Origin of the sequence: Aliivibrio sp. EL58 (assembly GCF_900312675.1) — a bacterium.
GTDB lineage: Bacteria > Pseudomonadota > Gammaproteobacteria > Enterobacterales > Vibrionaceae > Aliivibrio.
Map to the genome: position 1 here is coordinate 188,992 of NZ_OMPC01000012.1, position 24,869 is coordinate 213,860.

Annotated in this window: 25 protein-coding genes and 10 tRNA genes; 8 read left to right on the forward strand and 27 right to left on the reverse strand. The window is 40.4% G+C overall.

What is annotated here, in order from left to right; translation table 11 throughout:
* Positions 1-257: 257 nt before the first annotated feature.
* Complete coding sequence (gene argF, locus ED622_RS18920; RefSeq protein WP_122036594.1) at positions 258-1,262, reverse strand: ornithine carbamoyltransferase; 1,005 nt, start codon at positions 1,260-1,262, stop codon at positions 258-260.
* 105 nt (positions 1,263-1,367) lie between these two features.
* On the reverse strand, positions 1,368-2,588 hold the full coding sequence (gene arcA, locus ED622_RS18925) for an arginine deiminase (protein WP_122036595.1): 1,221 nt from the start codon (positions 2,586-2,588) through the stop codon (positions 1,368-1,370).
* A 153-nt stretch (positions 2,589-2,741) separates the two neighbouring features.
* Here arcA and rraB point away from each other — a divergent pair, with 153 nt between their 5' ends.
* Together rraB and ED622_RS18935 are read left to right on the forward strand one after the other, a co-directional pair.
* Positions 2,742-3,158, forward strand: coding sequence for a ribonuclease E inhibitor RraB (gene rraB, locus ED622_RS18930; RefSeq protein ID WP_122036596.1), 417 nt, complete (start codon positions 2,742-2,744; stop codon positions 3,156-3,158).
* An 87-nt stretch (positions 3,159-3,245) separates the two neighbouring features.
* Positions 3,246-4,082 carry a hypothetical protein gene (locus ED622_RS18935; RefSeq protein ID WP_122036597.1) on the forward strand — a complete coding sequence of 279 codons (837 nt, stop codon included), beginning with the start codon at positions 3,246-3,248 and terminating at the stop codon, positions 4,080-4,082.
* Positions 4,083-4,201: 119 nt separating this feature from the next.
* Here the strand turns inward: ED622_RS18935 and ED622_RS18940 are convergent, their stop codons facing one another.
* From ED622_RS18940 to pepA, 3 genes are all read right to left on the reverse strand, one after another.
* Positions 4,202-7,078, reverse strand: a complete 2,877-nt coding sequence (locus ED622_RS18940) for a valine--tRNA ligase (RefSeq protein WP_122036598.1) — start codon at positions 7,076-7,078, stop codon at positions 4,202-4,204.
* Positions 7,079-7,188: 110 nt separating this feature from the next.
* Entirely contained in the window at positions 7,189-7,632 is a 444-nt protein-coding gene (locus ED622_RS18945; RefSeq protein WP_122036599.1) for a DNA polymerase III subunit chi, read from the reverse strand.
* 97 nt (positions 7,633-7,729) lie between these two features.
* The gene (pepA, locus tag ED622_RS18950) at positions 7,730-9,238 is read right to left on the reverse strand and encodes a leucyl aminopeptidase (protein ID WP_122036600.1); all 1,509 of its coding nucleotides are present in this window, start codon (positions 9,236-9,238) and stop codon (positions 7,730-7,732) included.
* Between the two features lie 189 nt (positions 9,239-9,427).
* On the opposite strand from pepA, the gene lptF reads away from it, so the two are divergent.
* Both lptF and lptG read left to right on the forward strand, forming a co-directional pair.
* Positions 9,428-10,540, forward strand: a complete 1,113-nt coding sequence (lptF, locus tag ED622_RS18955; protein WP_122036601.1) for an LPS export ABC transporter permease LptF — start codon at positions 9,428-9,430, stop codon at positions 10,538-10,540.
* The gene (gene lptG, locus ED622_RS18960; RefSeq protein ID WP_122036602.1) at positions 10,533-11,609 is read left to right on the forward strand and encodes an LPS export ABC transporter permease LptG; all 1,077 of its coding nucleotides are present in this window, start codon (positions 10,533-10,535) and stop codon (positions 11,607-11,609) included. Before lptF ends, lptG begins: the two co-directional genes overlap by 8 nt.
* An 82-nt stretch (positions 11,610-11,691) precedes the next feature.
* Here lptG and ED622_RS18965 read toward each other — a convergent pair whose 3' ends face one another.
* Positions 11,692-12,156 (reverse strand): RDD family protein, encoded by a 465-nt coding sequence (locus ED622_RS18965; RefSeq protein ID WP_162922572.1) that lies wholly within the window; start codon positions 12,154-12,156, stop codon positions 11,692-11,694.
* 179 nt (positions 12,157-12,335) lie between these two features.
* Between ED622_RS18965 and ED622_RS18970 the strand changes: the two genes are divergently transcribed.
* A tRNA-Leu gene (locus tag ED622_RS18970) sits at positions 12,336-12,420 on the forward strand.
* Positions 12,421-12,564: 144 nt separating this feature from the next.
* Here the strand turns inward: ED622_RS18970 and ED622_RS18975 are convergent.
* The 14 genes from ED622_RS18975 to mutY form a co-directional block, all read right to left on the reverse strand.
* Complete coding sequence (locus ED622_RS18975; RefSeq protein ID WP_045102898.1) at positions 12,565-12,822, reverse strand: DUF2999 domain-containing protein; 258 nt, start codon at positions 12,820-12,822, stop codon at positions 12,565-12,567.
* Between the two features lie 21 nt (positions 12,823-12,843).
* Entirely contained in the window at positions 12,844-13,230 is a 387-nt protein-coding gene (locus tag ED622_RS18980) for a diacylglycerol kinase (RefSeq protein ID WP_122036604.1), read from the reverse strand.
* 108 nt (positions 13,231-13,338) lie between these two features.
* Positions 13,339-13,414: transfer RNA gene (locus ED622_RS18985), tRNA-Asn, on the reverse strand.
* 6 nt (positions 13,415-13,420) lie between these two features.
* Positions 13,421-13,496: transfer RNA gene (locus ED622_RS18990), tRNA-Phe, on the reverse strand.
* 7 nt (positions 13,497-13,503) lie between these two features.
* Positions 13,504-13,579: transfer RNA gene (locus ED622_RS18995), tRNA-Thr, on the reverse strand.
* A 70-nt stretch (positions 13,580-13,649) separates the two neighbouring features.
* Positions 13,650-13,725, reverse strand: a tRNA-Asn gene (locus ED622_RS19000).
* A 32-nt stretch (positions 13,726-13,757) separates the two neighbouring features.
* Positions 13,758-13,833: transfer RNA gene (locus tag ED622_RS19005), tRNA-Thr, on the reverse strand.
* Between the two features lie 44 nt (positions 13,834-13,877).
* Positions 13,878-13,953 (reverse strand) — tRNA-Asn (locus tag ED622_RS19010).
* Between the two features lie 6 nt (positions 13,954-13,959).
* A tRNA-Phe gene (locus ED622_RS19015) sits at positions 13,960-14,035 on the reverse strand.
* A gap of 7 nt (positions 14,036-14,042) precedes the next feature.
* Positions 14,043-14,118 (reverse strand) — tRNA-Thr (locus ED622_RS19020).
* Positions 14,119-14,194: 76 nt separating this feature from the next.
* Positions 14,195-14,270 (reverse strand) — tRNA-Phe (locus ED622_RS19025).
* A gap of 109 nt (positions 14,271-14,379) precedes the next feature.
* Positions 14,380-15,516 (reverse strand): membrane-bound lytic murein transglycosylase MltC, encoded by a 1,137-nt coding sequence (mltC, locus tag ED622_RS19030; protein WP_122036605.1) that lies wholly within the window; start codon positions 15,514-15,516, stop codon positions 14,380-14,382.
* Between the two features lie 108 nt (positions 15,517-15,624).
* On the reverse strand, positions 15,625-15,897 hold the full coding sequence (locus ED622_RS19035) for an oxidative damage protection protein (protein WP_060992501.1): 273 nt from the start codon (positions 15,895-15,897) through the stop codon (positions 15,625-15,627).
* 2 nt (positions 15,898-15,899) lie between these two features.
* Positions 15,900-16,952 carry an A/G-specific adenine glycosylase gene (mutY, locus tag ED622_RS19040; protein WP_122036606.1) on the reverse strand — a complete coding sequence of 351 codons (1,053 nt, stop codon included), beginning with the start codon at positions 16,950-16,952 and terminating at the stop codon, positions 15,900-15,902.
* Between the two features lie 219 nt (positions 16,953-17,171).
* Here mutY and trmB point away from each other — a divergent pair, with 219 nt between their 5' ends.
* Positions 17,172-17,888 (forward strand): tRNA (guanosine(46)-N7)-methyltransferase TrmB, encoded by a 717-nt coding sequence (gene trmB / locus ED622_RS19045; protein WP_122036607.1) that lies wholly within the window; start codon positions 17,172-17,174, stop codon positions 17,886-17,888.
* A gap of 129 nt (positions 17,889-18,017) precedes the next feature.
* The gene (glsB, locus tag ED622_RS19050; protein ID WP_122036608.1) at positions 18,018-18,938 is read left to right on the forward strand and encodes a glutaminase B; all 921 of its coding nucleotides are present in this window, start codon (positions 18,018-18,020) and stop codon (positions 18,936-18,938) included.
* A 78-nt stretch (positions 18,939-19,016) separates the two neighbouring features.
* On the opposite strand, the gene hemW is transcribed toward glsB, so the two are convergent.
* From hemW to ED622_RS19085, 7 genes are all read right to left on the reverse strand, one after another.
* Positions 19,017-20,177, reverse strand: a complete 1,161-nt coding sequence (gene hemW / locus ED622_RS19055) for a radical SAM family heme chaperone HemW (RefSeq protein WP_122036609.1) — start codon at positions 20,175-20,177, stop codon at positions 19,017-19,019.
* Between the two features lie 3 nt (positions 20,178-20,180).
* On the reverse strand, positions 20,181-20,777 hold the full coding sequence (locus tag ED622_RS19060) for an XTP/dITP diphosphatase (protein ID WP_122036610.1): 597 nt from the start codon (positions 20,775-20,777) through the stop codon (positions 20,181-20,183).
* A 10-nt stretch (positions 20,778-20,787) separates the two neighbouring features.
* On the reverse strand, positions 20,788-21,219 hold the full coding sequence (locus ED622_RS19065) for a DUF4426 domain-containing protein (protein ID WP_122036611.1): 432 nt from the start codon (positions 21,217-21,219) through the stop codon (positions 20,788-20,790).
* A 61-nt stretch (positions 21,220-21,280) separates the two neighbouring features.
* Entirely contained in the window at positions 21,281-21,574 is a 294-nt protein-coding gene (gene yggU / locus ED622_RS19070) for a DUF167 family protein YggU (RefSeq protein ID WP_045103359.1), read from the reverse strand.
* Between the two features lie 7 nt (positions 21,575-21,581).
* Positions 21,582-22,136: a YggT family protein gene (locus tag ED622_RS19075; protein ID WP_122036612.1), complete on the reverse strand. Its 555-nt coding sequence runs from the start codon at positions 22,134-22,136 to the stop codon at positions 21,582-21,584.
* A gap of 62 nt (positions 22,137-22,198) precedes the next feature.
* On the reverse strand, positions 22,199-23,017 hold the full coding sequence (proC, locus tag ED622_RS19080; RefSeq protein ID WP_122036613.1) for a pyrroline-5-carboxylate reductase: 819 nt from the start codon (positions 23,015-23,017) through the stop codon (positions 22,199-22,201).
* A gap of 94 nt (positions 23,018-23,111) precedes the next feature.
* The gene (locus ED622_RS19085; RefSeq protein ID WP_122036614.1) at positions 23,112-23,807 is read right to left on the reverse strand and encodes a YggS family pyridoxal phosphate-dependent enzyme; all 696 of its coding nucleotides are present in this window, start codon (positions 23,805-23,807) and stop codon (positions 23,112-23,114) included.
* Between the two features lie 23 nt (positions 23,808-23,830).
* On the opposite strand from ED622_RS19085, the gene ED622_RS19090 reads away from it, so the two are divergent.
* The gene (locus ED622_RS19090) at positions 23,831-24,868 is read left to right on the forward strand and encodes a type IV pilus twitching motility protein PilT (RefSeq protein ID WP_122036615.1); all 1,038 of its coding nucleotides are present in this window, start codon (positions 23,831-23,833) and stop codon (positions 24,866-24,868) included.
* The last annotated feature ends 1 nt before the right edge of the window (position 24,869 follow it).

Sequence of the window (24,869 nt, forward strand, 5' to 3'; positions counted from 1 at the left end):
CTTTTATTTATCATATTGAAATCAAAAAAAAGCCCCCTATCAAATAGGAGGCTTTAAAAATATCGGTAATTAGGAAACTCAAAAAATAGGGGACCACCGCACGCTGTGAGTGCAGAATCTCGGTCGACCGCTGTATGAAGATAAGTTAATAACATCATAATTTCCTAGTAAATTGCGCGAAATTATACTCGTATCAAAATCCTAAGCAAGCGTTTGCATCAAATTTTCTTTTGATTACTCTTTTAAAACAAGAGAGATTAACTTCCTAGTGTCGCTACCATTATTGCTTTAATCGTATGCATGCGATTTTCAGCTTCATCAAATACGATAGAGTAGTCAGATTCAAAAACTTCGTCAGTGACTTCTAAACCGTTCATGCCATACTTTTCTGAGATTTCTTTTCCAATGGCTGTTTCATTATTATGAAAGGCGGGTAAACAGTGCATGAATTTCACGTTTGGATTTTCGGTTGCTTTAATCACATCCATATTGACTTGATAAGGCGTCATTAATGCGACACGCTCATCCCATGCTTCTGGTGCTTCACCCATAGAAACCCAAACATCTGTGTATAAAAAGTCACAGCCTTTTACGCCTGTTTGTACTTCTTCCGTTAGGATGATTTTGGCGCCAGTTTGGGCTGCTATTTCTTGGCATTGAGCGACTAATGTTTCTTCTGGCCAAAACTGTTTTGGTGCAATAAGACGGATCTCCATGCCCATTTTTGCTGCGCCAACCATCAGCGAGTTGCCCATGTTATTGCGAGCATCACCAAGGTAGGCAAAAGTAATTTGATTTAACTGTTTACCATTTGCATATTCTTGCATTGTTAGAAAGTCTGCCAGAATTTGTGTTGGATGAAACTCATCAGTTAATCCATTCCAAACTGGAACACCAGCATACTTACCGAGCTCTTCAACAATAGACTGCCCAAAACCACGATACTCAATGCCATCGTACATACGACCAAGTACACGAGCAGTGTCTTTCATCGATTCTTTTTGGCCAATTTGAGAACCTGAAGGACCAAGATAAGTGACTTTAGCACCTTGGTCAAAAGCAGCAACTTCAAAGGCACAGCGAGTACGAGTAGAGGCTTTTTCAAAAATAAGTGCAATGTTCTTACCTGAGAGGCGAGGTTGTTCATACCCAGCGTATTTTGCTTTTTTTAAATCAGCAGAAAGTTCAAGTAAGTGTGCGATCTCTTTTGGAGTAAAATCCAAGAGTTTTAAAAAGTTTCTATTACGTATATTAAAAGCCATAGTGTGCTCCTAGCTGTGCATATCAAATCCGATAAATATCATTTAAACATATAAATGCGTATTTTGTGAATATATATTTAATTTTTTATTATTGTGTTTGCCGTGTTAAATTCCATCTCTTTCTATTGGGCAACTCATACATCTTGCTCCACCACGGCCACGGCCAAGTTCATCTCCCGTTATTGGAAGAACAGTAATGCCAGCTTTATCATACTTTTCATTGGTGTAAGTATTACGCTCATAAGCCACAACAACACCAGGCTTAATCGTTAATACATTATTAGCGTCATGCCATTGCTCTCGTTCTGCTTCGTAGCTGTCACCACCAGTAGTGATGATATTGAGTTCATCTAACTCTAATGCGGATTTTAATATCTGCTGAAAGTTTGGCATTTCTTTAATCGCTAATTGTTGTTCACCACAAGGGGTAATTGACCAACACGGCATGTCTTTATTTATGACTCTTGGATAGACAGAGAATACGTTATGGTCCATATGAGTCATTACCGTATCTAGATGCATACATGATCGATCTTCAGGTAGCTTAATCGCGATAACTTGCTTGGCTTGATGAGTTCGGAATAATTGCTTTGCTAGATTCTCAATCCCTTGGGGAGTCGTTCGCTCAGAGATCCCAACTAACACATTTCCTTTACCGATCACTAATACATCGCCACCTTCAATGGTTGCATTGTCGTAATCTCGGTTTTCATCTTCAAAATATTGCGGGAATACTTGTTGAGAAAATAGAGGGTGCCAGCGATAAATTGCACGTAAATGATTTGATTCTCTTTTTCTTGCCGCTTTTGCCATTGGGTTGATAGAGACACCACCATAGATCCAACATGAAGTATCACGAGTAAATAAATGGTTTGGTAATGGGTCAATGACAAAATCAAACGGGTCACTCAATTGCTGCAACATAGAAGGCGCTTTAAATGGCAGCTCAATAAAGGCAAGGCCACCTAATAAAATTGAGGCAAGTTCTTTGTTACTTTTTTCAAGTAAAAAGGCTCTGATTTGGTTTGCAAAGGTAGGGCCAAAACGATAGTGAGAGATTTGATGCTTTAACAGCCATTGTTTTGCTTCAGGGTGCTGTAGTGTCTCTTCGAGTAAGTCTTGTAAGAGAAGTACTTCAACATCTTGAGATTGTAATGTTAAAACAAACTGATCGTGCTCAAGAAGTGCTTTTTCAACCGATAATACATCATCAAAGAGTAAGTCGTGACAGTTCGTCGGTGTTAAATGGCTTAGCGCTCTTTCTGGACGGTGAAGAATAACTCGGCGAAGTTGACCAATTTCAGAGCCAACAAATAGCTTATTCATAAGATTCCTTTCTAATATCTACAGCTAGTAAGAGAAATAATACCGTATAGCAGCTAAATATTCTTTAATTATTGAAGTGCTAGGGAATTTGGTTTGAGCAGGCTATAATGCCTGAGTTAATTTCTATTATTTTATACAGTGTGGAGCCTTACTATGTCTCAAGAAGATGAATATCTATCGGTTGAGCAATTTCTTGAATTGCAAAAAGCGGAAACGCGCGAAATTATTGAATCACTAAAAGCCGATGGTAGTGAGCCGGATGCACTGTATGCTATCGAACACCATTTAATGGCGGAAGACTTTAAAGCGTTAGAAAATGCAGTAGTAGAAGCATTTAAAATGGGTTTTGAAGTATTAGAAGCTGAAGAGCTAGAAGACGAAGACGGTGCTAAAATCTTATGTTGTGATGCCGTGATGGACTCAATATTAGATGCAGACGTTATCGATGCTCAAGTTGAAAAATTAGTTCTACTCGCTGAGAAATTCGACATTATCTATGATGGTTGGGGTACATACTACGAAGGCGAAGACGCTGAGTATGACGTTATCGAAGATGGCGACGAAGAATAAAAATATTGTCAAATAACGACAATTGAGAGACTGTGCCCTAGGCTTGTAATACAAGTGTAGGGCATTTTTTTAGGGATGAATATATAAATGAACTCAAGAATCATACTTAATGGTGAAGAAGCGTTATGGCAACTTTCACCGTTAACAGACACTGCATTGCCGATTAAAGACATTCCAATTCAACAAGGTGTCGCTTCTGCTTATGAAGCACTTTCTGTTGCAGAGGCGAATAATCAAGAATGGCATTTAATGCGTTTTTTTGAAGTGGATGAAACATTACTGAATTATCCTGCGATTGAATTAGTGATGAGTGGAATTTCTCGCTATGCCGAAGTGAGAATTAATGGTGTTGCTGTATTTGATTGTACTGAAAAAATGACTCGCTACCGTAAAGACATCAAAGAGTTTTTACAATTAGGCGGTAACCGTTTTGAAGTTCTCTTTTTAGAAGAGGATGACGATGATTGGTTGTTGGATGAAGAGTTAGACAATCAAGTATGCGAAATTAATCAAGCCTATCATCGCCGCTTTGGTGCAGTTCAAGAGATTGATATAAAAGATGATATTGGTGTATTTGGTGTCTGTTTTTTCCAGCCTATTCCCCATCTTTCTCTAAACCATATTAGTGTAGAGCAAATTTGGCATCACGGTTGTGAGCTTAAAGTCGATGTTCATTTCAAGATGTATAAACCCAATTTAATTTCAGCTAGCATTAAATTTGATGGCATGACATTAACGCTTCCTGTTGATGTAAGAGGCGATCATGTATCTGCATTATTTCAGGTTGAAGCGCCAAAATATTGGAGTGATAACTCTCAAAGTTCTGATGATTTGTATTTGATTGTAGTGACATTAGATGGACAGCAGCATGAACTTGAAATTGGTTTATGTCGTACGGAGAATGTAATTCATTTCCCACTATAGTTAATAGTGTTCTTAGTGTATTTTCTTTAGATAACAAAAAGGCCGATGTATTAACATCGGCCTTTTTTATGCATTACGATAATATCAACCTAATAAAAGATAAAAGATAAAAGGCTTACTTACAGTGCTGCGATTGTTTCTTTTTGCGCTTCTAGCTTAACTAATGTTTCTTTATAGCCTTCTAGTTTTTCACGCTCTTTAGCGATAACCACTTCAGGTGCTTTAGCAACGAAACCTTCGTTACCTAATTTACCTTCGATACGTTTAATTTCGCCTTGGATTTTAGCTACTTCTTTATCTAAACGAGCAAGCTCTGCATCTTTATCGATAAGACCCGCCATTGGGATCATCAACTCAGACTTACCAACAAGAGAGGTTGCACATGCTGGTGTCTCTTCATTGTCTGCAAGTACTTTGATGCTGTCTAGTTTTGCTAGAGAAGTAAGAACAATCTCGTTAGCTTGAATACGTGCAGCGTCTTTTTCGTCAGCCACTTTAATCATCACATCTAAGCCTTTGCTTGGTGCGATATCGTATTCAGCACGTAAGTTACGAATGCTAGTAATGAATGCTTTAACCCACTCAAGATCAGCAACAACATCAGCGTTGAAGTTTTCTTCATTAAACTGAGGTAATGCTTGAGTCATGATGGTTCTTTCTTCAGAATCAGGACCTTCAACACCATCAATTAGTGGTATCACACTCTGCCAAATAGATTCAGTGATATAAGGAAGAACAGGGTGAGCAAGGCGTAATGTCTTCTCAAGAACCGTAATTAGCGTGTAACGCGTTGCACGTTGTTGTGCTTCAGTGCCTTTCCATAGAACGGGTTTAGTTAGCTCTAAGTACCAGTCACAGAATTGGTTCCAGATGAATTCGTACAGTGTGTTTGCTGCCATATCTAGACGGTAGTTGTCTAAGTGAGCGTTAAACTCTTTAGCGGCAACTTCAAACTGAGATGCGATCCATTGGTCAGCCAGTGAGAACTCAAGTTCTGCACCTTCAGCCATACCACAATCGTGCTCTTCTGTGTTCATTAATACGTAACGGCTTGCGTTCCATAGTTTGTTACAGAAGTTACGGTAACCTTCAAGACGCTTCATATCCCAGTTGATATCACGACCTGTTGATGCCATTGCTGCAAGAGTGAAACGTAGGGCATCAGTACCGTATGGTTCGATACCGCCTTCAAACGTTTTACGCGTTGCTTTTTCGATCTTCTTAGCAAGTTGAGGTTGCATCATGTTGCCACAACGCTTTTCAACAAGCTCTTCAAGGCCGATACCATCGATCATATCGATAGGGTCAAGTACGTTACCTTTAGACTTAGACATCTTGTCACCGTTTTCATCACGGATAAGGCCCGTCATGTAAACTGTCTTAAATGGTACTTGTGCATTGCCTTCTTCGTCTTTAACGAAGTGCATGGTCATCATGATCATACGAGCAACCCAGAAGAAGATAATATCAAAACCAGATACTAGAACTTCTGATGGGTGGAATGTTTTTAGTGCGTCTGTGTTTTCAGGCCAGCCTTGTGTGCCGAACGTCCAAAGTGCAGAAGAGAACCATGTATCAAGCACATCGTCGTCTTGGCGAAGCACGATAACTGGAGAAAGGTTGTTTTTCTCACGAACTTCTTCTTCAGTACGACCAACGTAAACTTTACCGTCGTTGTCATACCATGCAGGAATACGATGACCCCACCAAAGTTGACGAGAGATACACCAATCTTGTACGTCACGCATCCACGCAAAGTACATGTTTTCGTATTGCTTAGGAACGAATTGGATTTGACCATCTTCAACTGCTTTAACTGCTGGAGCAGCTAGAGGTGCAGTACGTACATACCATTGGTCAGTTAGCATTGGTTCGATAACAACACCACCACGGTCACCGTAAGGTACAGTTAAATCGTGATCTTTGATCTCTTCAAGAAGACCCAGTTCATCAAACTCAGCAACGATAGCTTTACGAGCAGCAAAACGCTCCATACCATGGTATTTAGCTGGAAGCTCAGCGCTGTATACGTCGCTTTCTTCGCCGTTCGTTGTGAATACTTCAGCAGAATCACGGATATCAGCGTTGAACGTTAGGATGTTGATCATTGGTAGGCTATGACGTTTACCTACTTCGTAATCGTTAAAGTCATGAGCTGGAGTGATTTTCACACAACCCGTGCCTTTTTCCATGTCCGCATGCTCATCGCCTACGATAGGAATTAAACGACCAACGATAGGCAGTTCAATGTGTTGACCGATCAGATCTTTGTAACGAGGATCTTCTGGGTTTACAGCAACACCAGTATCACCAAGCATTGTTTCTGGACGAGTCGTAGCTACAACAATGTAGTCTTTGCCGTCAGCAGTTTTAACGCCGTTCGCTAGTGGGTAGCGGAAGTGCCACATGAAGCCTTTTTTGTCTTTGTTTTCAACTTCAAGATCAGAAATAGCAGTGTGCAGTTTAGGATCCCAGTTTACTAGACGCTTACCACGGTAGATAAGATCTTCTTCGTATAAACGAACAAACACTTCTTGAGTTGCAGCAGATAAACCATCATCCATAGTGAATCGTTCACGATCCCAATCAACAGAGGCGCCTAGACGACGAAGTTGCTTGGTAATTGTGCCGCCTGATTCTGCTTTCCATTCCCAAATTTTGTCGATGAAAGCGTCACGACCGTAATCGTGTTTTGTTTTGCCTTCTTCAGCCGCAATCTTACGCTCAACAACCATTTGAGTTGCGATACCTGCGTGGTCGGTACCGACTTGCCAAAGGGTGTTTTTGCCTTTCATACGTTCAGCACGGATAAGTGTATCCATGATCGTATCTTGGAAAGCGTGACCCATGTGTAGGCTACCAGTGACGTTTGGTGGCGGGATCATGATGCTATAAGCTTCTTTTGATGTATCGCCATGAGGCTTAAAGTAGCCTTTTTCTTCCCAAGTCTGGTACAGAGCTTGTTCTATTGATTGCGGGTTATATGTCTTTTCCATAGTGTTCGTCACGAATATCTCTATTAAAAAGTGGAATGCCAAATATCATAATTAATGGCTCAATCTGAAAATAGACTTTCAGTTGAGTTACTTAGCTATGATGATTGGCACTATTTTAATGTCTCGGTTTGCATGGCTCGGCCTGCATTTCGGTATATTTTATACCTTTCTCGAGCGTGTTGTTTGCTTTTTTCTTCACAGGGTACGAAGTCTACCACTTGAGCAAAGGAAACCGCAAAACTTGCGACCTCTTGTGCTAAATTTATTAATACATGTCGGCGGCCTGATGAGCGTAATGTTCCCCAACCAATTTCAATGGGGGAGCCAGATTGTGGCCCTTCACCAATTAAATTATGTGGTGTAAATTCAGAGATCTCATTTTGCCAGAGTGCTTCATCAATCAGTAGAGCTTGCTCTTTGTCTTGAGCTAATACATACACTCGTGCATTTTGAGAATAATAATAATGAGCAAGCTGACACACAAATTTTAACAGCCCATCTGAAGTGGCTGTTGGTGATGTGGGTTCAAGAACGTAAAACAGTGCTTGGCTCATAATCTCTCTTAATTTACATAAATGGCAAAAAGAAGCTAAATAGAATGTATTAAAAAAGGGCCATTTAAAGGCCCTTTATATCATAAAACGAAGTGGTTTATTCTACGATTTCTTGGCCTGAACGATTCAGTAAGAATTGGACAAGCAATGAGACAGGTCGGCCGGTTGAGCCTTTATTTGCACCCGAAACCCAAGCAGTACCCGCACTATCAATGTGAGCCCAATGATATTTCTTAGTAAAACGCGCAAGGAAGCAACCAGCAGTGATTGTACCTGCGGCTTTTCCGCCAATATTAGCCATGTCTGCAAACGGGCTGTTTAGCTGCTCGTTATATTCGTCAGCCATAGGTAAGCGCCACGCTCTGTCACCAGATTGCTCTGATGCATTAATGAGTTCATGAGCTAATGGATTATGGTTCGCAATTAATCCATTGATGTGATGACCAAGAGCAACCACACATGCACCTGTTAATGTAGCAACATCCACAACGCACTCTGGGTTATAGCGCTCTACGTATGTTAGGGCATCACAAAGAACTAAACGGCCTTCAGCATCGGTATTTAATACTTCAACAGTTTGACCTGACATGGTTGTTAAAATATCACCAGGACGGTATGAATTACTGCTTGGCATGTTTTCACAACCAGCAAGAATACCAACAACGTTCAGAGGAAGGTTTAATTTAGCTAATGCTTTCATTGCACCAAATACAGAAGCAGCACCACACATGTCGTACTTCATCTCATCCATACCGTCACTTGGTTTGATAGAGATACCGCCTGAATCAAAAGTCAGACCTTTACCAATAAGTACGATAGGTTTTGCATCAGGATTAGGATGACCTTTGTATTCCATCACTGACATCATAGATTCATTATGAGAACCTTGACCTACAGCTAGGTAAGAAGTCATGCCTAGTTTCTTCATCTCTTCTTCACCGATTACTTTAGTAGTAACGGTTTCGTAGTCATCGGCTAGGCGACGAGCTTGAGAGGCAAGATACGCAGGGTTAGCAACGTTTGGTGGCATATTGCCTAAATCTTTTGACGCTTTAACGCCAGAAGCAATAGATAAACCATGGTTAATTGCTTTTTCACCTAAGTTAAGCTCACGGCGAGTTGGTACATTAAATACTAACTTACGTAATGGGCGACGAGTCTCAGGTTTATTACTCTTGAATTGGTTAAAGGTATATAGACTGTCTTTAGTCGATTCAACCGCTTGGCGAACTTTCCAGTAAGTGTCTCGGCCTTTAACGTGAAGCTCTGTAAGGAAACATACCGCTTCCATAGAGCCCGTTTCATTTAGTGTGCTGATGGTTTTCTTGATGATTTCTTTATATTGACGCTCACCAAGTTCACGCTCTTTACCACAACCTACTAATAAAACACGCTCAGAAAGAATATTTGGTACTTGATGCAATAACAGCATTTGGCCTGGTTTACCTTCAAGGTCACCACGGCGAAGTAACGAACTAATGTACCCGTCACTGATTTTATCGAGCTGTTCTGCGATTGGAGATAAACGGCGCGGCTCAAAGACACCTACAACGATACAAGCGCTGCGTTGTTTCTCTGGACTGCCACTTTTTACACTGAACTCCATGCGTACTCCTACATCCTAAAGACAAATAGAACTAAATGTTAGATAATGAGCAAAATCTAGTTAGATACTATACTATTAGTGTTCCGATTTCGCAGGCTAACATTTAGCCAAAGATTAAAAAATAAATGGTTTACACGGAAATTATAGTGATTCTGGCAAAAATACAAGTTTTCTATAGGTAGATTCGACGTGATTATTATTAGATATTTGATCAAGGAAACATTAAAGAGTCAATTTGCGATCTTTTTTGTGCTTTTTTTGATCTTTATGAGCCAAAAATTTATTAGCATTTTAGCTGAAGCATCTGATGGGGATATCCCTGGTGGTTTGATCTTATCTTTGGTGGGGTTAAATATGCCTGCCATGGGTTTATTGATGCTGCCTCTCAGTATTTTCATAGGTATTCTTCTGACTTTTGGACGTTTATACGCGGAAAGTGAAATTACCGTAATGAATGCAACTGGAATGGGTAACTCAATACTTATTCGTGCTGCATTGTATTTGGCTTTAATTACTGGTGCAGTAGCTACTTTTAACTCACTATGGCTGTCTCCTTGGAGCCAAGAGCAAAGTACCAAGTTAATGGAAACCGTGGAGTCTGATTCTGGAGTCGAGCTATTACAAAAAGGTCAGTTTAGAAATTCTCCCGATGGAAAGGGTGTTGTCTTTATTGATGATATTAGTGATGAAGGCGGCAAGCACCTTGTTAATATTTTCTTAGCACAACCCGTTCCTCATGATTCATTACGCCCTAGTGTGTTAGTCGCTGATAAAGGGGTTGTAAAGCAGCTTAATGATGGCCGTCAGGTATTAGTTCTTGAAGATGGTACTCGTTATGAAGGTATTCCGACGCGTTTAGATTACTTAGAAAGTAACTTTGAATCTTATGAAGTCCTTATTGGACAAAAAGAGGTTAAGGCGAAACGAAGAGATTGGGATGCACTGCCGACACTAGAGCTAATCAAACGAACAGAGTTAGAAGCGAAAGCAGAACTGCAATGGCGTATTTCTTTGATTTTGTGTATTCCTTTATTAACTATGGTGGTTGTTCCGTTATCTGCAGTGAACCCAAGACAAGGGCGATTCGCGAAACTTGCACCGGCAATTTTATTGTATTTAGCTTACTTCTTATCATTAAGTGCTGGTAAGTCAGCAATAGAAGAGGGGAGCCTACATCCATCAGTTGGACTGTGGGCAATTAATGCCATCCTGCTTATTATCGGCATTATATTAAACTCAATGGACAGTGTTTTTGTGAGAAAATTAAAAGACAAAATGCGGAGAAAACCAAAGCATGTTTAAGATTTTAGATTGGTATATTGGCCGTACAATCATCGCAACCTCTGCGTTATGTTTAACAACGCTAGTTGGACTCTCTTCAATTATTAAATATGTAGAGCAGTTACGTAAAGTTGGTAAAGGAACATACGATCTTTTAGATGCTCTCTATTTTGTTATCTTAAGTATGCCACGTGATATTGAGATGTTTTTTCCAATGGCAGCCTTGCTTGGAGCATTGATTGGGTTGGGTATGTTAGCGGCAAGCTCTGAACTTGTGGTTATGCAAGCGGCAGGTTACTCAAAATTAGACATCGGTTTATCAGTATTAAAAACAGCAATACCTTTGATGCTAATGGTTATGGCATTAGGTCAATGGGGTGCACCTCAAGCTCAAAAGATGGCTCGTGATCTGCGTGCATTTGAAACTTCTGGCGGTAATATTGCAGCCGTAAGAGCAGGGGTGTGGGCTAAAGATGCTAACGACTTTATTTATTTGGGTCGGGTTGATAATCAAGAAAAGCTGTATGGTGTAACAGTATGGCAATTTGATGATAATCATAAACTGGATAATATTTTATTTGCGCGTAAAGCGGATTACCAATCTAAAGAAGCAGGCTGGATGTTGAGTGATGTTTCTATTACTCAAATGCAAGATGAAGCTAAAATCAGTGAAAAGAAAATGGATACCTTAAACTGGTCAACAACGCTTACTCCAGATAAATTAGCAGTGGTAACCGTTAAACCTGAAGAGCAATCTCTTTCTGGCCTGTATGATTATGTGAATTACCTAAAAGATTCAGAGCTAGATGCCGCACGTTATGAGTTGGCTTTTTGGCGTAAAGCCTTACAGCCTATCTCAGTTGCAGTAATGATGTTATTGGCGCTCTCATTTGTTTTTGGACCATTACGTAGTGTAACTATGGGTGCGAGAATTCTTTCTGGCGTGATCGCTGGATTTAGTTTCTATATTTCTAATGAGGTGTTTGGGCCAATGACTTTGGTTTATAACATACACCCCATATTTGGTGCGTTAGGGCCAAGTTTTGTGTTCTTATTGATTACCTTAGGGTTACTTAATAGAAAGCTTTAAACATATACCGTGAAAAAAGAACAAATAAAAAGGAGATACTGCAGAGTATCTCCTTTTTTCTCTTCGTAGCTTTAATAATCGCTTAAACCGCTTTATCTAAAACTATAACGCGAGTCTTTGCCCAAGTATCTTGAAATGCTGCATTATCACTTGAGATGAAGACCAATAGATTACCCAAACCAAAGGCAGACGTAGACATACGGATAATAGCTTGAGTTAATGTGATTGGTGAGCCATCAAGTTGTTGTACTTGAAGCTTCCAAGCGCGCATTCCCAGAGTTTGACCTTTACACCAAAAGTAAGCAAAGAAGCCAGCAAACACAGATACAAGAGTAACTGGATAAAGGTTACGCCATAATGGGTCATGATTTAAATAGCTACTCACATCAGGGTACTGACCGTAACTGATGATCCCCGCACCATAAAGCATTTCAAGGGTCGCGACGATAGCACCACCGGTTAGCATCATAATTGCGCTGATAATTAATGTGTCGTAGACCCAAGCTCCCATGCGACGCATAAAGCCGGCTTGTTGTTGTGTTTTCATTTTTTCTTCCATAAATTAAAAAACTGACAGCAGTATAACGATAGATGCAGTAAAAATGAAAATCAGATTGTAAATAACTGTTGAATATTTCAGCAAACAAATATCTTAGAGTAATAAAGAGCTTGCGCCATGATCATCTCTGAGTATAATCAACCACATCAAGCAGCAATGCTGATAAAGCCGGTATGGTGAAATTGGTATACACGAGGGATTCAAAATCCCTTTCCGAAAGGAGTGGCGGTTCAAGTCCGCCTACCGGTACCACATTTAAATGACAAAGCCTCGATGAAAATCGGGGCTTTGTTGTATCTGGGATATAGAGTTTTTCTAATCTTGAAAATAAATACAAAAAAGCCCTAACTTTAGATTAGGGCTTTTTTGTATTTATAATTTATCTTAAAGATCCTGTTACTGATTCTCTTCAAGCTTTGCTTTTGCTTCTTCTACTTTAGAGAAATCTAATCCTAACTCTTCAACTGCTTCTTTAATTAAGCTTGGATTTGTCATCACTTGCATCATTAGTGGTTGTAGTTTTTCTTGTGGAATGCCTAGACTTTGAATAATAGCCATTGCCGCTAATGGGTTTTGAGTTAGCGTTTGAAATACTTCTGCAATTTTCTCATCGCTAACATTGTGTTCTTTTAGTGTTTGAATAATAGGGTTCATTAAAATAGTCCTTATAAATAATTAAAGATAGTTGCTGCCTAGGATCATTAACCAAGTAAAGCCAGCAAAGCACAGAGCGACAAATACAGCGGCTGAACCAATATCTTTAGCTCTGCCACTTAATTCATGATGTTCAGGGCCTATACGGTCTACCACAGCTTCTATTGCTGAATTTAAAAGCTCAATCATAAAGATCAGAACAAATACGCCGACCAATAAAATCTTTTCTACTACAGTCACATCCAAAAGAAGTGCGATAGGGGCTGCAATAACTAACATTGCTAACTCTTGACGAATAGCAGCTTCATGTTTAAACGCAGCTTTAAGACCTTGAATAGAAAAGCCAGTTGCTTTGATTACACGCTTGATACCAGTATTGCCTGGTTTTCCTGATGGTGTTTCAGTCATGGTTTAACTCTAAATGAAGAACTGATATGAATGGAGGTTATGGTAGTGTCGCATTCGTTAAATGACAAGCATAAAAAAAGCCTCATCAAAATGATGAGGCTTTTAATATGGCTCCCTTTGCTGGACTTGAACCAGCGACATACGGATTAACAGTCCGGCGTTCTACCAACTGAACTAAAAGGGAATTATATGGTGCCTCGAGGCGGAATCGAACCACCGACACGAGGATTTTCAATCCTCTGCTCTACCGACTGAGCTATCGAGGCAAAAAAATGGTGCCGACTACCGGAGTCGAACTGGTGACCTACTGATTACAAGTCAGTTGCTCTACCTACTGAGCTAAGTCGGCACACTTATTTTTTTGCTATTGCTGGGTAAACCAACAACCTTGAACCTTTATAAAAACAGGCTCTTTAATATGGCTCCCTTTGCTGGACTTGAACCAGCGACATACGGATTAACAGTCCGGCGTTCTACCAACTGAACTAAAAGGGAACAGATTTTGTGTTCTTCTTACAAGGAAGAAATGGTGCCGACTACCGGAGTCGAACTGGTGACCTACTGATTACAAGTCAGTTGCTCTACCTACTGAGCTAAGTCGGCACTAATTTTTTATTAATCTTTAAAAAGATAAAGACTAAATTGTATGGCTCCCTTTGCTGGACTTGAACCAGCGACATACGGATTAACAGTCCGGCGTTCTACCAACTGAACTAAAAGGGAATTGTATGGTGCCTCGAGGCGGAATCGAACCACCGACACGAGGATTTTCAATCCTCTGCTCTACCGACTGAGCTATCGAGGCAAAAGAATGGTGCCGACTACCGGAGTCGAACTGGTGACCTACTGATTACAAGTCAGTTGCTCTACCTACTGAGCTAAGTCGGCACACTAAATTCTTTTGACTATTCGTGATCTAGCATTTAATAAATAAATCTAGAACTACACCAACAATCTTATTGTATGGTGCCCGGAGGCGGAATCGAACCACCGACACGAGGATTTTCAATCCTCTGCTCTACCGACTGAGCTATCCGGGCAACGAGCGCTATTAAACGGATTTTTGCCCCTACCGTCAACTTTTTTTTTCAAAATAGGCTGTTTTTTTGATTGTTTGATTGATAATTCATCGAATAGGCGATTTTATCGCTAAATCTTCCCTGAATTAAACTCTTTTTTAAAGGCAGTTACCTTTTCTAAATAGCGACGAGCTTCTGCATTTTTGTGTTTTTTGGTTAAAGCCCAGTACACTTGATTAGGATTTAGGCTATTAATCTCTTTAATTGCACGGCTGCGGTTGCTATTGAAGGTCGTTAGTACGCCGCCAGCGCCGCCATTGTAAGCTGAGATCATGCTGTATTGTTTAGATACAGGGTTTCGGATGTCTTTTAAATAGCGTGTTTTTAGAATATGAAAGTAGGCGGTTCCCGTATCAATGTTGTTATGTGGATTAAAAAGATACTCAGGTGTTGGATCACCAGATTTATTCTTTACTAACTTAAAGACATCACGGCCAGCGGTTTTAGGTACAACTTGCATCAAGCCATAAGCATTTGCCCAACTAACAGCGTAAGGATTAAAGCTACTTTCGGTTCTAATAATTGAATAAATTAGATCTTCTGGAATGTTGTAGCGTTGAGAAGCACCACGAACAATATCGGCATATTGGTACTCTCGCAATTGGGTGTGGTTCTTTACCATAGGAATATCGACATAAAGGGCTTTTTTATAATCGATATTTTTTGTCTTTAAATGATTAGCAATTAAATAGTCAGCATAACGACTAGCACGCCATGACCATTCAATCGGCTTTTTATCTTGATCGACGACTTGCTGGTATAAAAAGGGTTTGCCACCAAGAGCAACATCAGCATCAGAATAAAGATCGACACCAGCGGGATCATCAGGTGTAAGTAGGGTGGTGATAATAGCTTGGCGTAAATGGGCTTTAGGATCCGTTCCTGCGACAGTTTCTACGGTAACTCGGCCAGTAGAAAAATCGACTTGAGATCGACTTAAATAGCCATCGGTGTATTTTACATATGAGCGTTTACTGGCGATAACGAGATTCTTTTTACCCCAACGCTTTTCAATGTTGCCATTAAAGCTGCTAATTAACGAGTCGAGGGCTTTAATGTCTTTAGTAAATTGGCCAGGAAGAGGTGCTAGATTTTTAGCAAAACGGTTAGTGGTATCGTAATTAATACCAAAAGTAGACTCTATTGATTCTCGGCTACAACTGGTGAGAAAAAGACAAGCAGAGGCAATCAGGATAATTTTTTTCATAAAGACAATATAGATTAGAACTCGATAATAATGTTAACGGCAGAATGCCATTGAACTAAAAAAAGAATAAAAATAAAGCAGCCATTAGACTGCTTTATTTACAATAACTTATTCGCTTGGTGGTGTATAACCATCAATGATGACTTCTTTGCCATCAAATAGGAAACCTTCCATTTCTGTTTCCAGTAGCTTGCGGTGCTCTGGATCCATCATGTTCAGTTTCTTTTCATTAATAAGCATAGTTTGCTTATGTTGCCATTGGCCCCATGCTTCTTTGGAGATGTTGTCAAAAATACGCTTACCTAGTTCACCTGGGTAAAGTTGAAAATCTAGGCCATCGGCTTCTTTATTTAAAAGAACGCAAAATACAGTGCGACTCATGGTTATTCTCCATTAGAAATTTCGAACGGTAAGGCATCTAACAGTTTTTGAACTGGAGCTGCTAATCCTACCGTCATTGGTTGAGATAAGTTATACCAAACTCCACGCGTTCCTTCCATCACCATATCAGGTTTCTTACTCAGAGTGATAAGTACAGGAGTGATATCTAAGTGGTAATGGCTAAAGGTATGACGAAAAGCAATTAATTGCTGGCTTGATTTCACATCCATACCATAGTGGTCGGATAAATCATTTAAGGTGTTTTCTGGTTGTTCAGGAAAACAGTATAAGCCACCCCAAATTCCCGTTTGAGGTCGTTGCTCTAGTAATACATCACCATCGTGATAGTAGATAGCAAACCATGCTTCTTTAGTTGGCTTGTCTTTTTTGGGTTTTTTAGTTGGGAAGTCTAATTGGCGATCTTGCGCTTTGGCTTGGCAAAGCTCATTCACTGGGCAAATCTCACACTTAGGCTTAGAACGAGTACAGACCATCGCCCCCATATCCATCATGGCTTGATTGTAGCGTTCAACGCCTAACTCTGGTGTATGTTCTTCTGCTATTTCCCACATGGAATTTTCGACCGATTTCTTACCAGACCATCCCTCAATGGCAAAGCAACGAGAAAGGGTACGTTTTACATTGCCATCTAAAATAGGGTGACGTTGCTTGAGAGAAAGTGACAGCACAGCACCCGCAGTAGATCGGCCTATTCCCGGAAGAGCGATGACTTCTTCAATCGTTTCAGGGAATTTACCATTATATTGCTCAGCGATGATCTGTGCTGTTTTATGTAAATTTCGAGCTCGAGCGTAGTAACCAAGTCCGGTCCATAAATGCAGCACTTCATCTTGCTCTGCGTTTGCTAAATCAACAACGGTTGGAAAGCGAGCCATGAAACGTTCGAAATAAGGGATAACGGTAGTTACTTGGGTTTGTTGAAGCATTATTTCAGATAACCATACTTTATAAGGCGTTTTTTCTAATTGCCAAGGTAACGTCTTACGGCCGTAATTGTCGTACCACTCTAAAATGGCGTGAGAGAAAGAAGTCATGACATGCTCGATTACATTTTTATAATTAAGAATGGATCACATCATACTGTGATGGTTTTGTACACCCGATAGAAAATAGGGTTATTAGTTCAGGTAAAGAATTGCCTTAATTAAGCTTGTTTATAGAGAAAAGCAAAGATAATACTTGAACACTGGGCTAAACTTTGGATAATGCCGGATCCACAATCCTTGTTCAGAGAATAACCAGGTTATCCAATCATGACTGAAGTGACTAAAAACGACTTTACCGAAGAAGGTAAAATCGTTCGTAAAATTCGTAGCTTTGTACGCCGCGAAGGACGTTTAACGAAAGGCCAAGAAGGCGCTATTACTGAGTGCTGGTCTACCATGGGCATCGATTTTGTTGAGCAAATGCTTGACTGGAACGAGGTGTTTGGTAATAACAACCCTGTCGTTTTAGAAATCGGTTTTGGTATGGGTGCATCTTTGGTTGAGATGGCGCAAAAAGCACCAGAGCTTAATTTCCTTGGCATTGAAGTTCACCGTCCAGGTGTTGGCGCATGTCTTGCAGCAGCAAAAGAAGCAGGCGTAACGAACTTACGTGTAATGTGTCATGATGCGGTTGAAGTATTTGAATCAATGATCCCTGATTCATCTGTACATACATTACAACTTTTCTTCCCTGACCCATGGCATAAAGCGCGTCATCATAAGCGTCGTATCGTTAAAGCAGAGTTTGCTGAGATGATCCGTCCTAAGCTAAATTCTGATGGTATTTTCCACATGGCAACTGACTGGGAAAATTACGCAGAACATATGATCGAAGTAATGAACGTCGCTCCGGGTTACGAGAATATCGCAACTGATGGTGATTACATTCCTCGTCCAGATGAGCGACCATTAACAAAATTTGAAGCGCGTGGTCATCGTTTAGGCCATGGCGTATGGGATATTAAATTCCGTCGTAACGCATAAGTCGTTTATTTTAAACGGGATGACAGCGCACGATAAGCGCTGCATGGCTCTGATGCCAATCTAAATAAATACTAAAGCCAACCTCTGTGTTGGCTTTTTTGTCCTTGCGCTCAAAAGGGAATAGAAATAATGAAGCCAACAAAACAGATATTAGATGATATTTTGAATGAAGTGCGTCCTCTTATTGGACAAGGAAAAGTTGCCGACTATATTCCCGCGCTTGCTTGTGTACCAAGTGATAAATTAGGTATTGCCGTGTACACCAACGATGGTGAGATGATTACCTCTGGTGATGCAAATGAGCGTTTTTCAATTCAATCGATCTCCAAAGCACTGAGTTTGACCCTTGCTATGGAGCTATATCAGCCAGAAGAATTATGGCAACGAGTAGGAAAAGAACCTTCAGGGCAAGCATTTAATTCTCTTATCCAGCTTGAAATGGAGCAGGGGGTTCCTCGTAATCCGTTCATTAATGCGGGTGCAATTGTTGTTGCCGATATGTTGTTTAGTCGTTTTTCTGCTCCTAAGCATAGATTATTAGAATTTGTGCGAAAGCTCTCGGGTAATGATCATATTATCTATGATCGTGTCGTGGCTAATTCGGAAATGGACCATAGTGATCGAAATGCCTCGATTGCCTATTTAATGCGTTCATTCGGTAACTTTGACAATGAAGTTATGCCAGTATTAAAGAACTATTTTCATGCTTGTGCGTTGAACATGAGCTGTGTTGATTTAGCAAGAACGTTTGGTTATTTAGCCAATAAAGGCATTCAACCTGAGACAAATGAGTTCATCGTAACGCCAATGCAGAGTAAACAAATTAATGCATTAATGGCAACTTGTGGCTTATATGATGGCGCCGGAGAGTTTGCTTATCGTGTTGGGATGCCAGGGAAATCAGGTGTCGGTGGTGGGATTATTGCCATTGTACCGGGTGAGATGACTATTGCTGTATGGTCTCCAGAATTAGACCCATCAGGTAATTCTCTAGCAGGAACGCAAGCATTAGAATTGCTTTCAGAACGTATTGGTCGTTCGATATTTTAAGATAGAAAGAGCAGTAAATTACGTGTTTACTGCTCTTATAGTTTCTAGCGCGAAGCGATATAGTCTCTAGTTAAGAGATTAGTCCTCATCACTCACAAACGCTTCCAGCAAATCATTCAAAAACAACTTGCCGTGCTCAGTGATCTGCCAATGCGTTTCGGTTTCATTTAGATATTTTTTCTCTTTCGCCCAATCAATCGTCTCTTGAATCGACTCAAAACCTAATCCGGTCTTATCAATGAAATCTTGCTTAGGGCACGCTTCTAACAGACGAAAACGGTTCATAAAAAACTCAAAAGGTCTATCGTGATCCGCAACCTCTTGTTCGTCAATTAAGTAAGGTTTCATTAAATCTAAGAAGCCGCGTGGGTGCTTGATTTTAGTGGTTCGAACAATGCGACCATCAGCAAAACTCAGTTTGCCATGAGCCCCACAACCAATGCCTAAATAATCCCCAAAGCGCCAATAATTCAAATTATGTCGGCATTGATAACCGACTTTACTGTAGCCTGAAATCTCATATTGAACATAACCGGCGTCAGCAAGGATTTGGTGGCCTTGTTCAAAAATATCCCATAAATCATCGTCATCTGGCAAGGTTGGTGGCTTATAGTAAAACACCGTATTTGGTTCAATAGTCAGCTGATACCACGATAAATGTGGAGGGCTAAGCTCTATCGCTTGTTTTAAATCGGATAACGCATCATCAATACTTTGGTTCGGTAGGCCATGCATTAAATCAAGATTAAAACTGTTTAATCCGGCTTCATGAGCAAGGCGAGCTGCGCGAATCGCTTCATCTTTACCGTGAATACGTCCCAGCTTTTCCAATTTCTCTTGCTGGAAGCTTTGTACGCCAATAGAGATACGGTTAACACCCGCTTCACGGTATTCAATGAATCGACCTGCTTCTACGGTTCCAGGGTTAGCCTCCATCGTGATTTCAATGTCATCAGCAAAGGGTAAGCGTTTTTCAACTTCGATCAGTAAGCGTTTAATTTCAGGTGCAGTAATTAAGCTTGGTGTACCACCACCAATAAAAATAGAGTGCAGCTTACGGGATTCGTTTTGCATATCATAACGTGCAAGATCGGTATCAAGATCGTCAATTAACGCTGAAATGTATTGTGCTTCAGGGATTGTCGTTTTCAAAGCATGAGAATTGAAATCGCAATATGGGCATTTTTGAATACACCATGGAATATGAATGTATAAGCTAAGTGGTGGTGGAACTAGCATCAATTATTGACCTTCTTTTAATGCTGAAAACAGTTTCTTAAGCGCCTGTCCACGGTGAGAAAGCTGCTTTTTACGAGCAGGTTCAAGCTCTGCAGAAGAACAGTTATCTTCACTTACCCAAAAGATTGGATCATAACCAAAGCCATTCTCACCTTGCTGTTCAGTGGTAATGTGGCCTTCCCATGAACCGTGGCAAATTAATGGCGTAGGATCGTTCTCATGCTTCATTAGAACTAAAACACAATGAAAGCGTGCAGTACGTTTTTCTGCTGGGATACCTTCCATTGCCGCTAGCATCTTATCAATGTTCTTTTGGTCGGTAGCGCCTTCACCTGAGTAGCGTGCAGAGTAAACACCAGGAGCCCCATTTAATGCGTCGACCTCTAGGCCTGAATCATCAGCAATCGCAGGTAATCCTGTTTCTTTAGCCGCATGACGCGCTTTAATAATGGCATTCTCAATGAAGGTTGTACCTGTTTCTGCTACATCAGAGACGTTGAATTCACTTTGTGCAACCACATCAAACCCAAAGTCAGACAGAACATCTGCCATTTCACGAACCTTACCTTGGTTGCCTGTTGCTAATACGATTTTGCTCATAATGATTCTCTTACTCTTCTACGTAAAATTTTTGATTGAATTTTAATTTACCAGCGCCTTTAGTATCGGCAGATACATCGATATCAAAGCGAAATGTCTCTTCGTTAGTAATTGGCAGCTCTGCAATGTAGTAAATTGCATTTTGCTCTTTAATTTCACGGAAGGTTAACGTTTTTGTTTGGCCGAGTAAATTCTTAGCGCTGCCTGTAATCTTTGCAGGGATAGCAGGCTTACCGGCTTGTGATATATCTAAGACACTAATATTAATTAAGGCATTGTAACCTGAGCGTTTTAATTGATAAGCACGGGCTACTTTTGGGGTAAGAAAGGTTGAGTTAAACGCAGAGTAATGAACCTCTACATTTTTAATTTGTACAAATTGTCCTGCAAAAGTGGGTAAGCTAAAAAGAAATAGGGACAAAAGTAAGATTATTTTTTTCATAACGATCCTCATATAAAAAGATTTTCATATAAAAAAGCCGAGGGTTAACTCGGCACTAGTATTATTTTGATGGTAACAGCTGCTTAATTGCTTCTGGAATAATGTCTGGTGAATGAATTCGAACTTGCTTGTGACGATTCAGTTCTCCTTTTTCTACCGTAATTTTTCCTTTAGCGACTTTAAACAGTTTGGAGAAGTACTTAATTAAATGTGCGTTCGCTTTTCCATCAACTGGAGGGGCGGTAATCGCTATTTTGAGCTCTTCACCATGTATTCCTACAATTTGATCTCGACTGGCTTTAGGTTGCAAATACAGTCGTAAGATCAAATCATCATTATCGTATTTAACTGGCATAGCTAGATTACAAGCTGTACCAAATAGGACCAATTAAATCGCCCATTAAGAAGTTAGCAAATTGAAGTACGATAAACAGCACTAATACGCTTAAATCTAACCCACCCATTTGAGGAAGAATTTTACGAATAGGTGCTAACATTGGTTCTGTTAATTGGTGCATAACGTATTCAATTGGGCTGCGGCCTTGGCTCACCCAGCTTAAGATAGCGCGTACTAATAAGATCCAGAACAGCAAACCACCAGCGGCCTTAGCAAGGGCAATCAAACCAATGAATAAAAACTCAGGGCCAAAAGCAACACCGCCTGATACAACTAATTGTAGAGCAACGAACTTCACAACACACAGTACATAAGCAAATAATACAGTGGCTAAGTCTAAGCTACCAATTGATGGGATAACACGACGTAAAGGAGAGACGATTGGTTGTGTCGCTTTTACGATAAATTGTGAAAATGGATTATAGAAGTCAGCTCGTGCAACTTGTAACCAAATTCGTAGAATCACGACCATGATGTATAAATCAAAAACGGTCGAGATTAAAAAGCTCATTGCATTCATAGTTTATTAACCTTAAAAATCATTGGTTTTGTAAATAGAGTAATTGAGTAGAGAAGGTTATCTTAAAATAACGATTCCATCTCTTCTGCACGAGAGACTGCGGCTTGCATTGCTTTAGCGACAATATCTTGCAGGTTGTGTTCATTAAACGTGCGTAGTGCTTCTGCGGTAGTGCCACCTTTTGAAGTGACTTGCTCACGCAGTGTTGATAGTTCTGTTTCAGGGTTTGCTACCACCATTTCAGCAGCACCAAGAGCCGCTTGTTGTACTAATAGGCGAGCTGTTTCTTCATCAAAACCTTGTTTAATTGCTTCTGTTTGCATCGCTTCCATAAATAAGAAGAAATACGCTGGAGCGCTTCCTGCTGCTGCAATAACAGAGTTAATGCCTGATTCTTTCTCAACCCAACAGATTTCACCGACTGCTGAAAGTAAGTTACCAGCATAGATTTTGTCTTGTTCTGAGATATGTTCTACTGCAAACAGACCACTCATGCCCTTGCCCACTAATGCAGGAGTATTTGGCATGACTCGAACTAGGTTTAATGTTGTGGCAAACATTTCGTTTAAACGCTGTGCTGAAATACCTGCGGCAATTGAGATTACCAACTTATCCGAGAAATCGACAGTTTGCAGAGGCTCTGCAGCGCTGGCCATCATTTGTGGTTTTACCGCAAGAACAACAACATCTGCATTTTGAGTTGCAGTAAGATTGTCTGTGCTGGTATTGATACCATAACAGGTTTTCAAATGCTCAAGTTTCGCTGTACTTGGATTTGTTGCTGTGATTTTTCCTTTTGGATAACCACTGCTAATTAAACCGGCGATAATAGAGCGGGTCATGTTACCCGCACCAATAAAAGCAATATTGCGATGTTCCATTCGTCTTCCTTACTTTATACCTATCGTTGTATCGAGATTGGTATCATTCTAGTTGAGGTTATTTTTTATTTTTATAATGCCTGGCGCTAAAAATTTAGTCTCTAGTACCAAAAATAGCAGTGCCAATTCGAACCATTGTTGAGCCAGCTTCAATTGCAGCATCCATATCACCGCTCATTCCCATTGATAGGGTATCCACTTGAGGATATTGTGCGCGTAATTGATTTTGAATGGAAGCAAGTTGTGTAAATGCAGCCAGTTGTTCATCGTAATTAGAGACATTCGCAGGGATCGACATCAATCCGCGTAATGTTAGGTTTGGCATCTCATTGATAGCAACAGCCAGTTCCATAACTTCTTCAGAAGTAGTTCCTGATTTACTCTCTTCTGAGCTGATATTGACCTGAATAAGAACATTTAGTTCACCAAGGTTGTCTGGACGTTGCTCATTAAGGCGTTGTGCTATTTTCAGGCGGTCAACAGAGTGAACCCAGTCAAAATGCTCGGCGATAGGGCGGGTTTTATTTGATTGAATTGGACCAATAAAGTGCCACTCTAATGCGATATCAGCATGATTGCTTTGGAAGTATTGAACCTTTTCAACTCCTTCCTGAACGTAGTTTTCACCAAATGCGCGTTGACCTACATCCATTGCCTGTTCGAGTAATTCGATAGGTTTTGTTTTGCTTACAGCCAGTAATTGCACTGAATCTGGGCGTCGACCACACTTTTGAACGCTATTCTCTATCTGAAGGGTGATTTGATTGATATTTTGCTTAATACTAGTCATAGAAACGATTACCGAGGAAAATTATGGATATCACAGAACTACTGGACTTTAGTGTAAAACAAAACGCGTCAGATCTACACCTATCTGCAGGAGTTCCTCCTATGGTACGTGTTGATGGGGATGTTCGTAAACTGACATTACCTGATTTTACACACGCAGAGGTTCATCGTTTAGTGACTGACATTATGAATGATGCTCAGCGCAGTGAATTTGAAGAGAAGCTTGAAGTCGACTTCTCATTTGAGCTACCGAATGTTGGCCGTTTTCGTGTTAATGCGTTTAACCAGTCTCGTGGGTGTGCGGCTGTGTTTCGAACCATTCCAGTTGAGATCCCATCATTAGAACAACTTGTGGCTCCTGAGATTTTTACTAATATTGCCAATTATCAAAAAGGCCTAGTATTAATTACAGGCCCAACAGGTTCAGGTAAATCAACAACGCTTGCAGCAATGGTTGATTACATCAATGAGAATCACAATAAGCATGTATTGACGATTGAAGATCCGATTGAATTTGTTCATAAAAATAAAAAGTGCTTAATTAACCAACGTGAAGTTCATCGTGATACGCACAGTTTTAAAGCGGCGTTACGTTCAGCGTTACGTGAAGATCCTGATGTCATTTTAGTAGGGGAGCTTCGTGATCAAGAAACGATTAGTTTGGCATTAACCGCCGCTGAAACGGGTCACTTGGTATTTGGTACTTTGCACACGAGCTCTGCTGCAAAAACCATTGACCGTATTATTGATGTGTTCCCTGGTAGTGAAAAGTCTATGGTTCGTTCAATGCTTTCTGAATCACTTAAAGCCGTTGTCGCTCAAACATTATTAAAAAGAACTGGTGGTGGCCGTGTTGCGTGCCATGAAGTGATGATTGCGACGCCTGCGATTCGTAACTTGATCCGTGAAGATAAAGTCGCACAGATGTATTCGATAATTCAGACGGGTTCTTCTTTTGGTATGCAGACCATGGAACAAAACGCCAAGAAAATCATTGCTCAAGGTTTGGTTGATCCTGATGAAGTCGCAAAGAAAGTTGATATCAGTAGTGTTGGATTTTAAT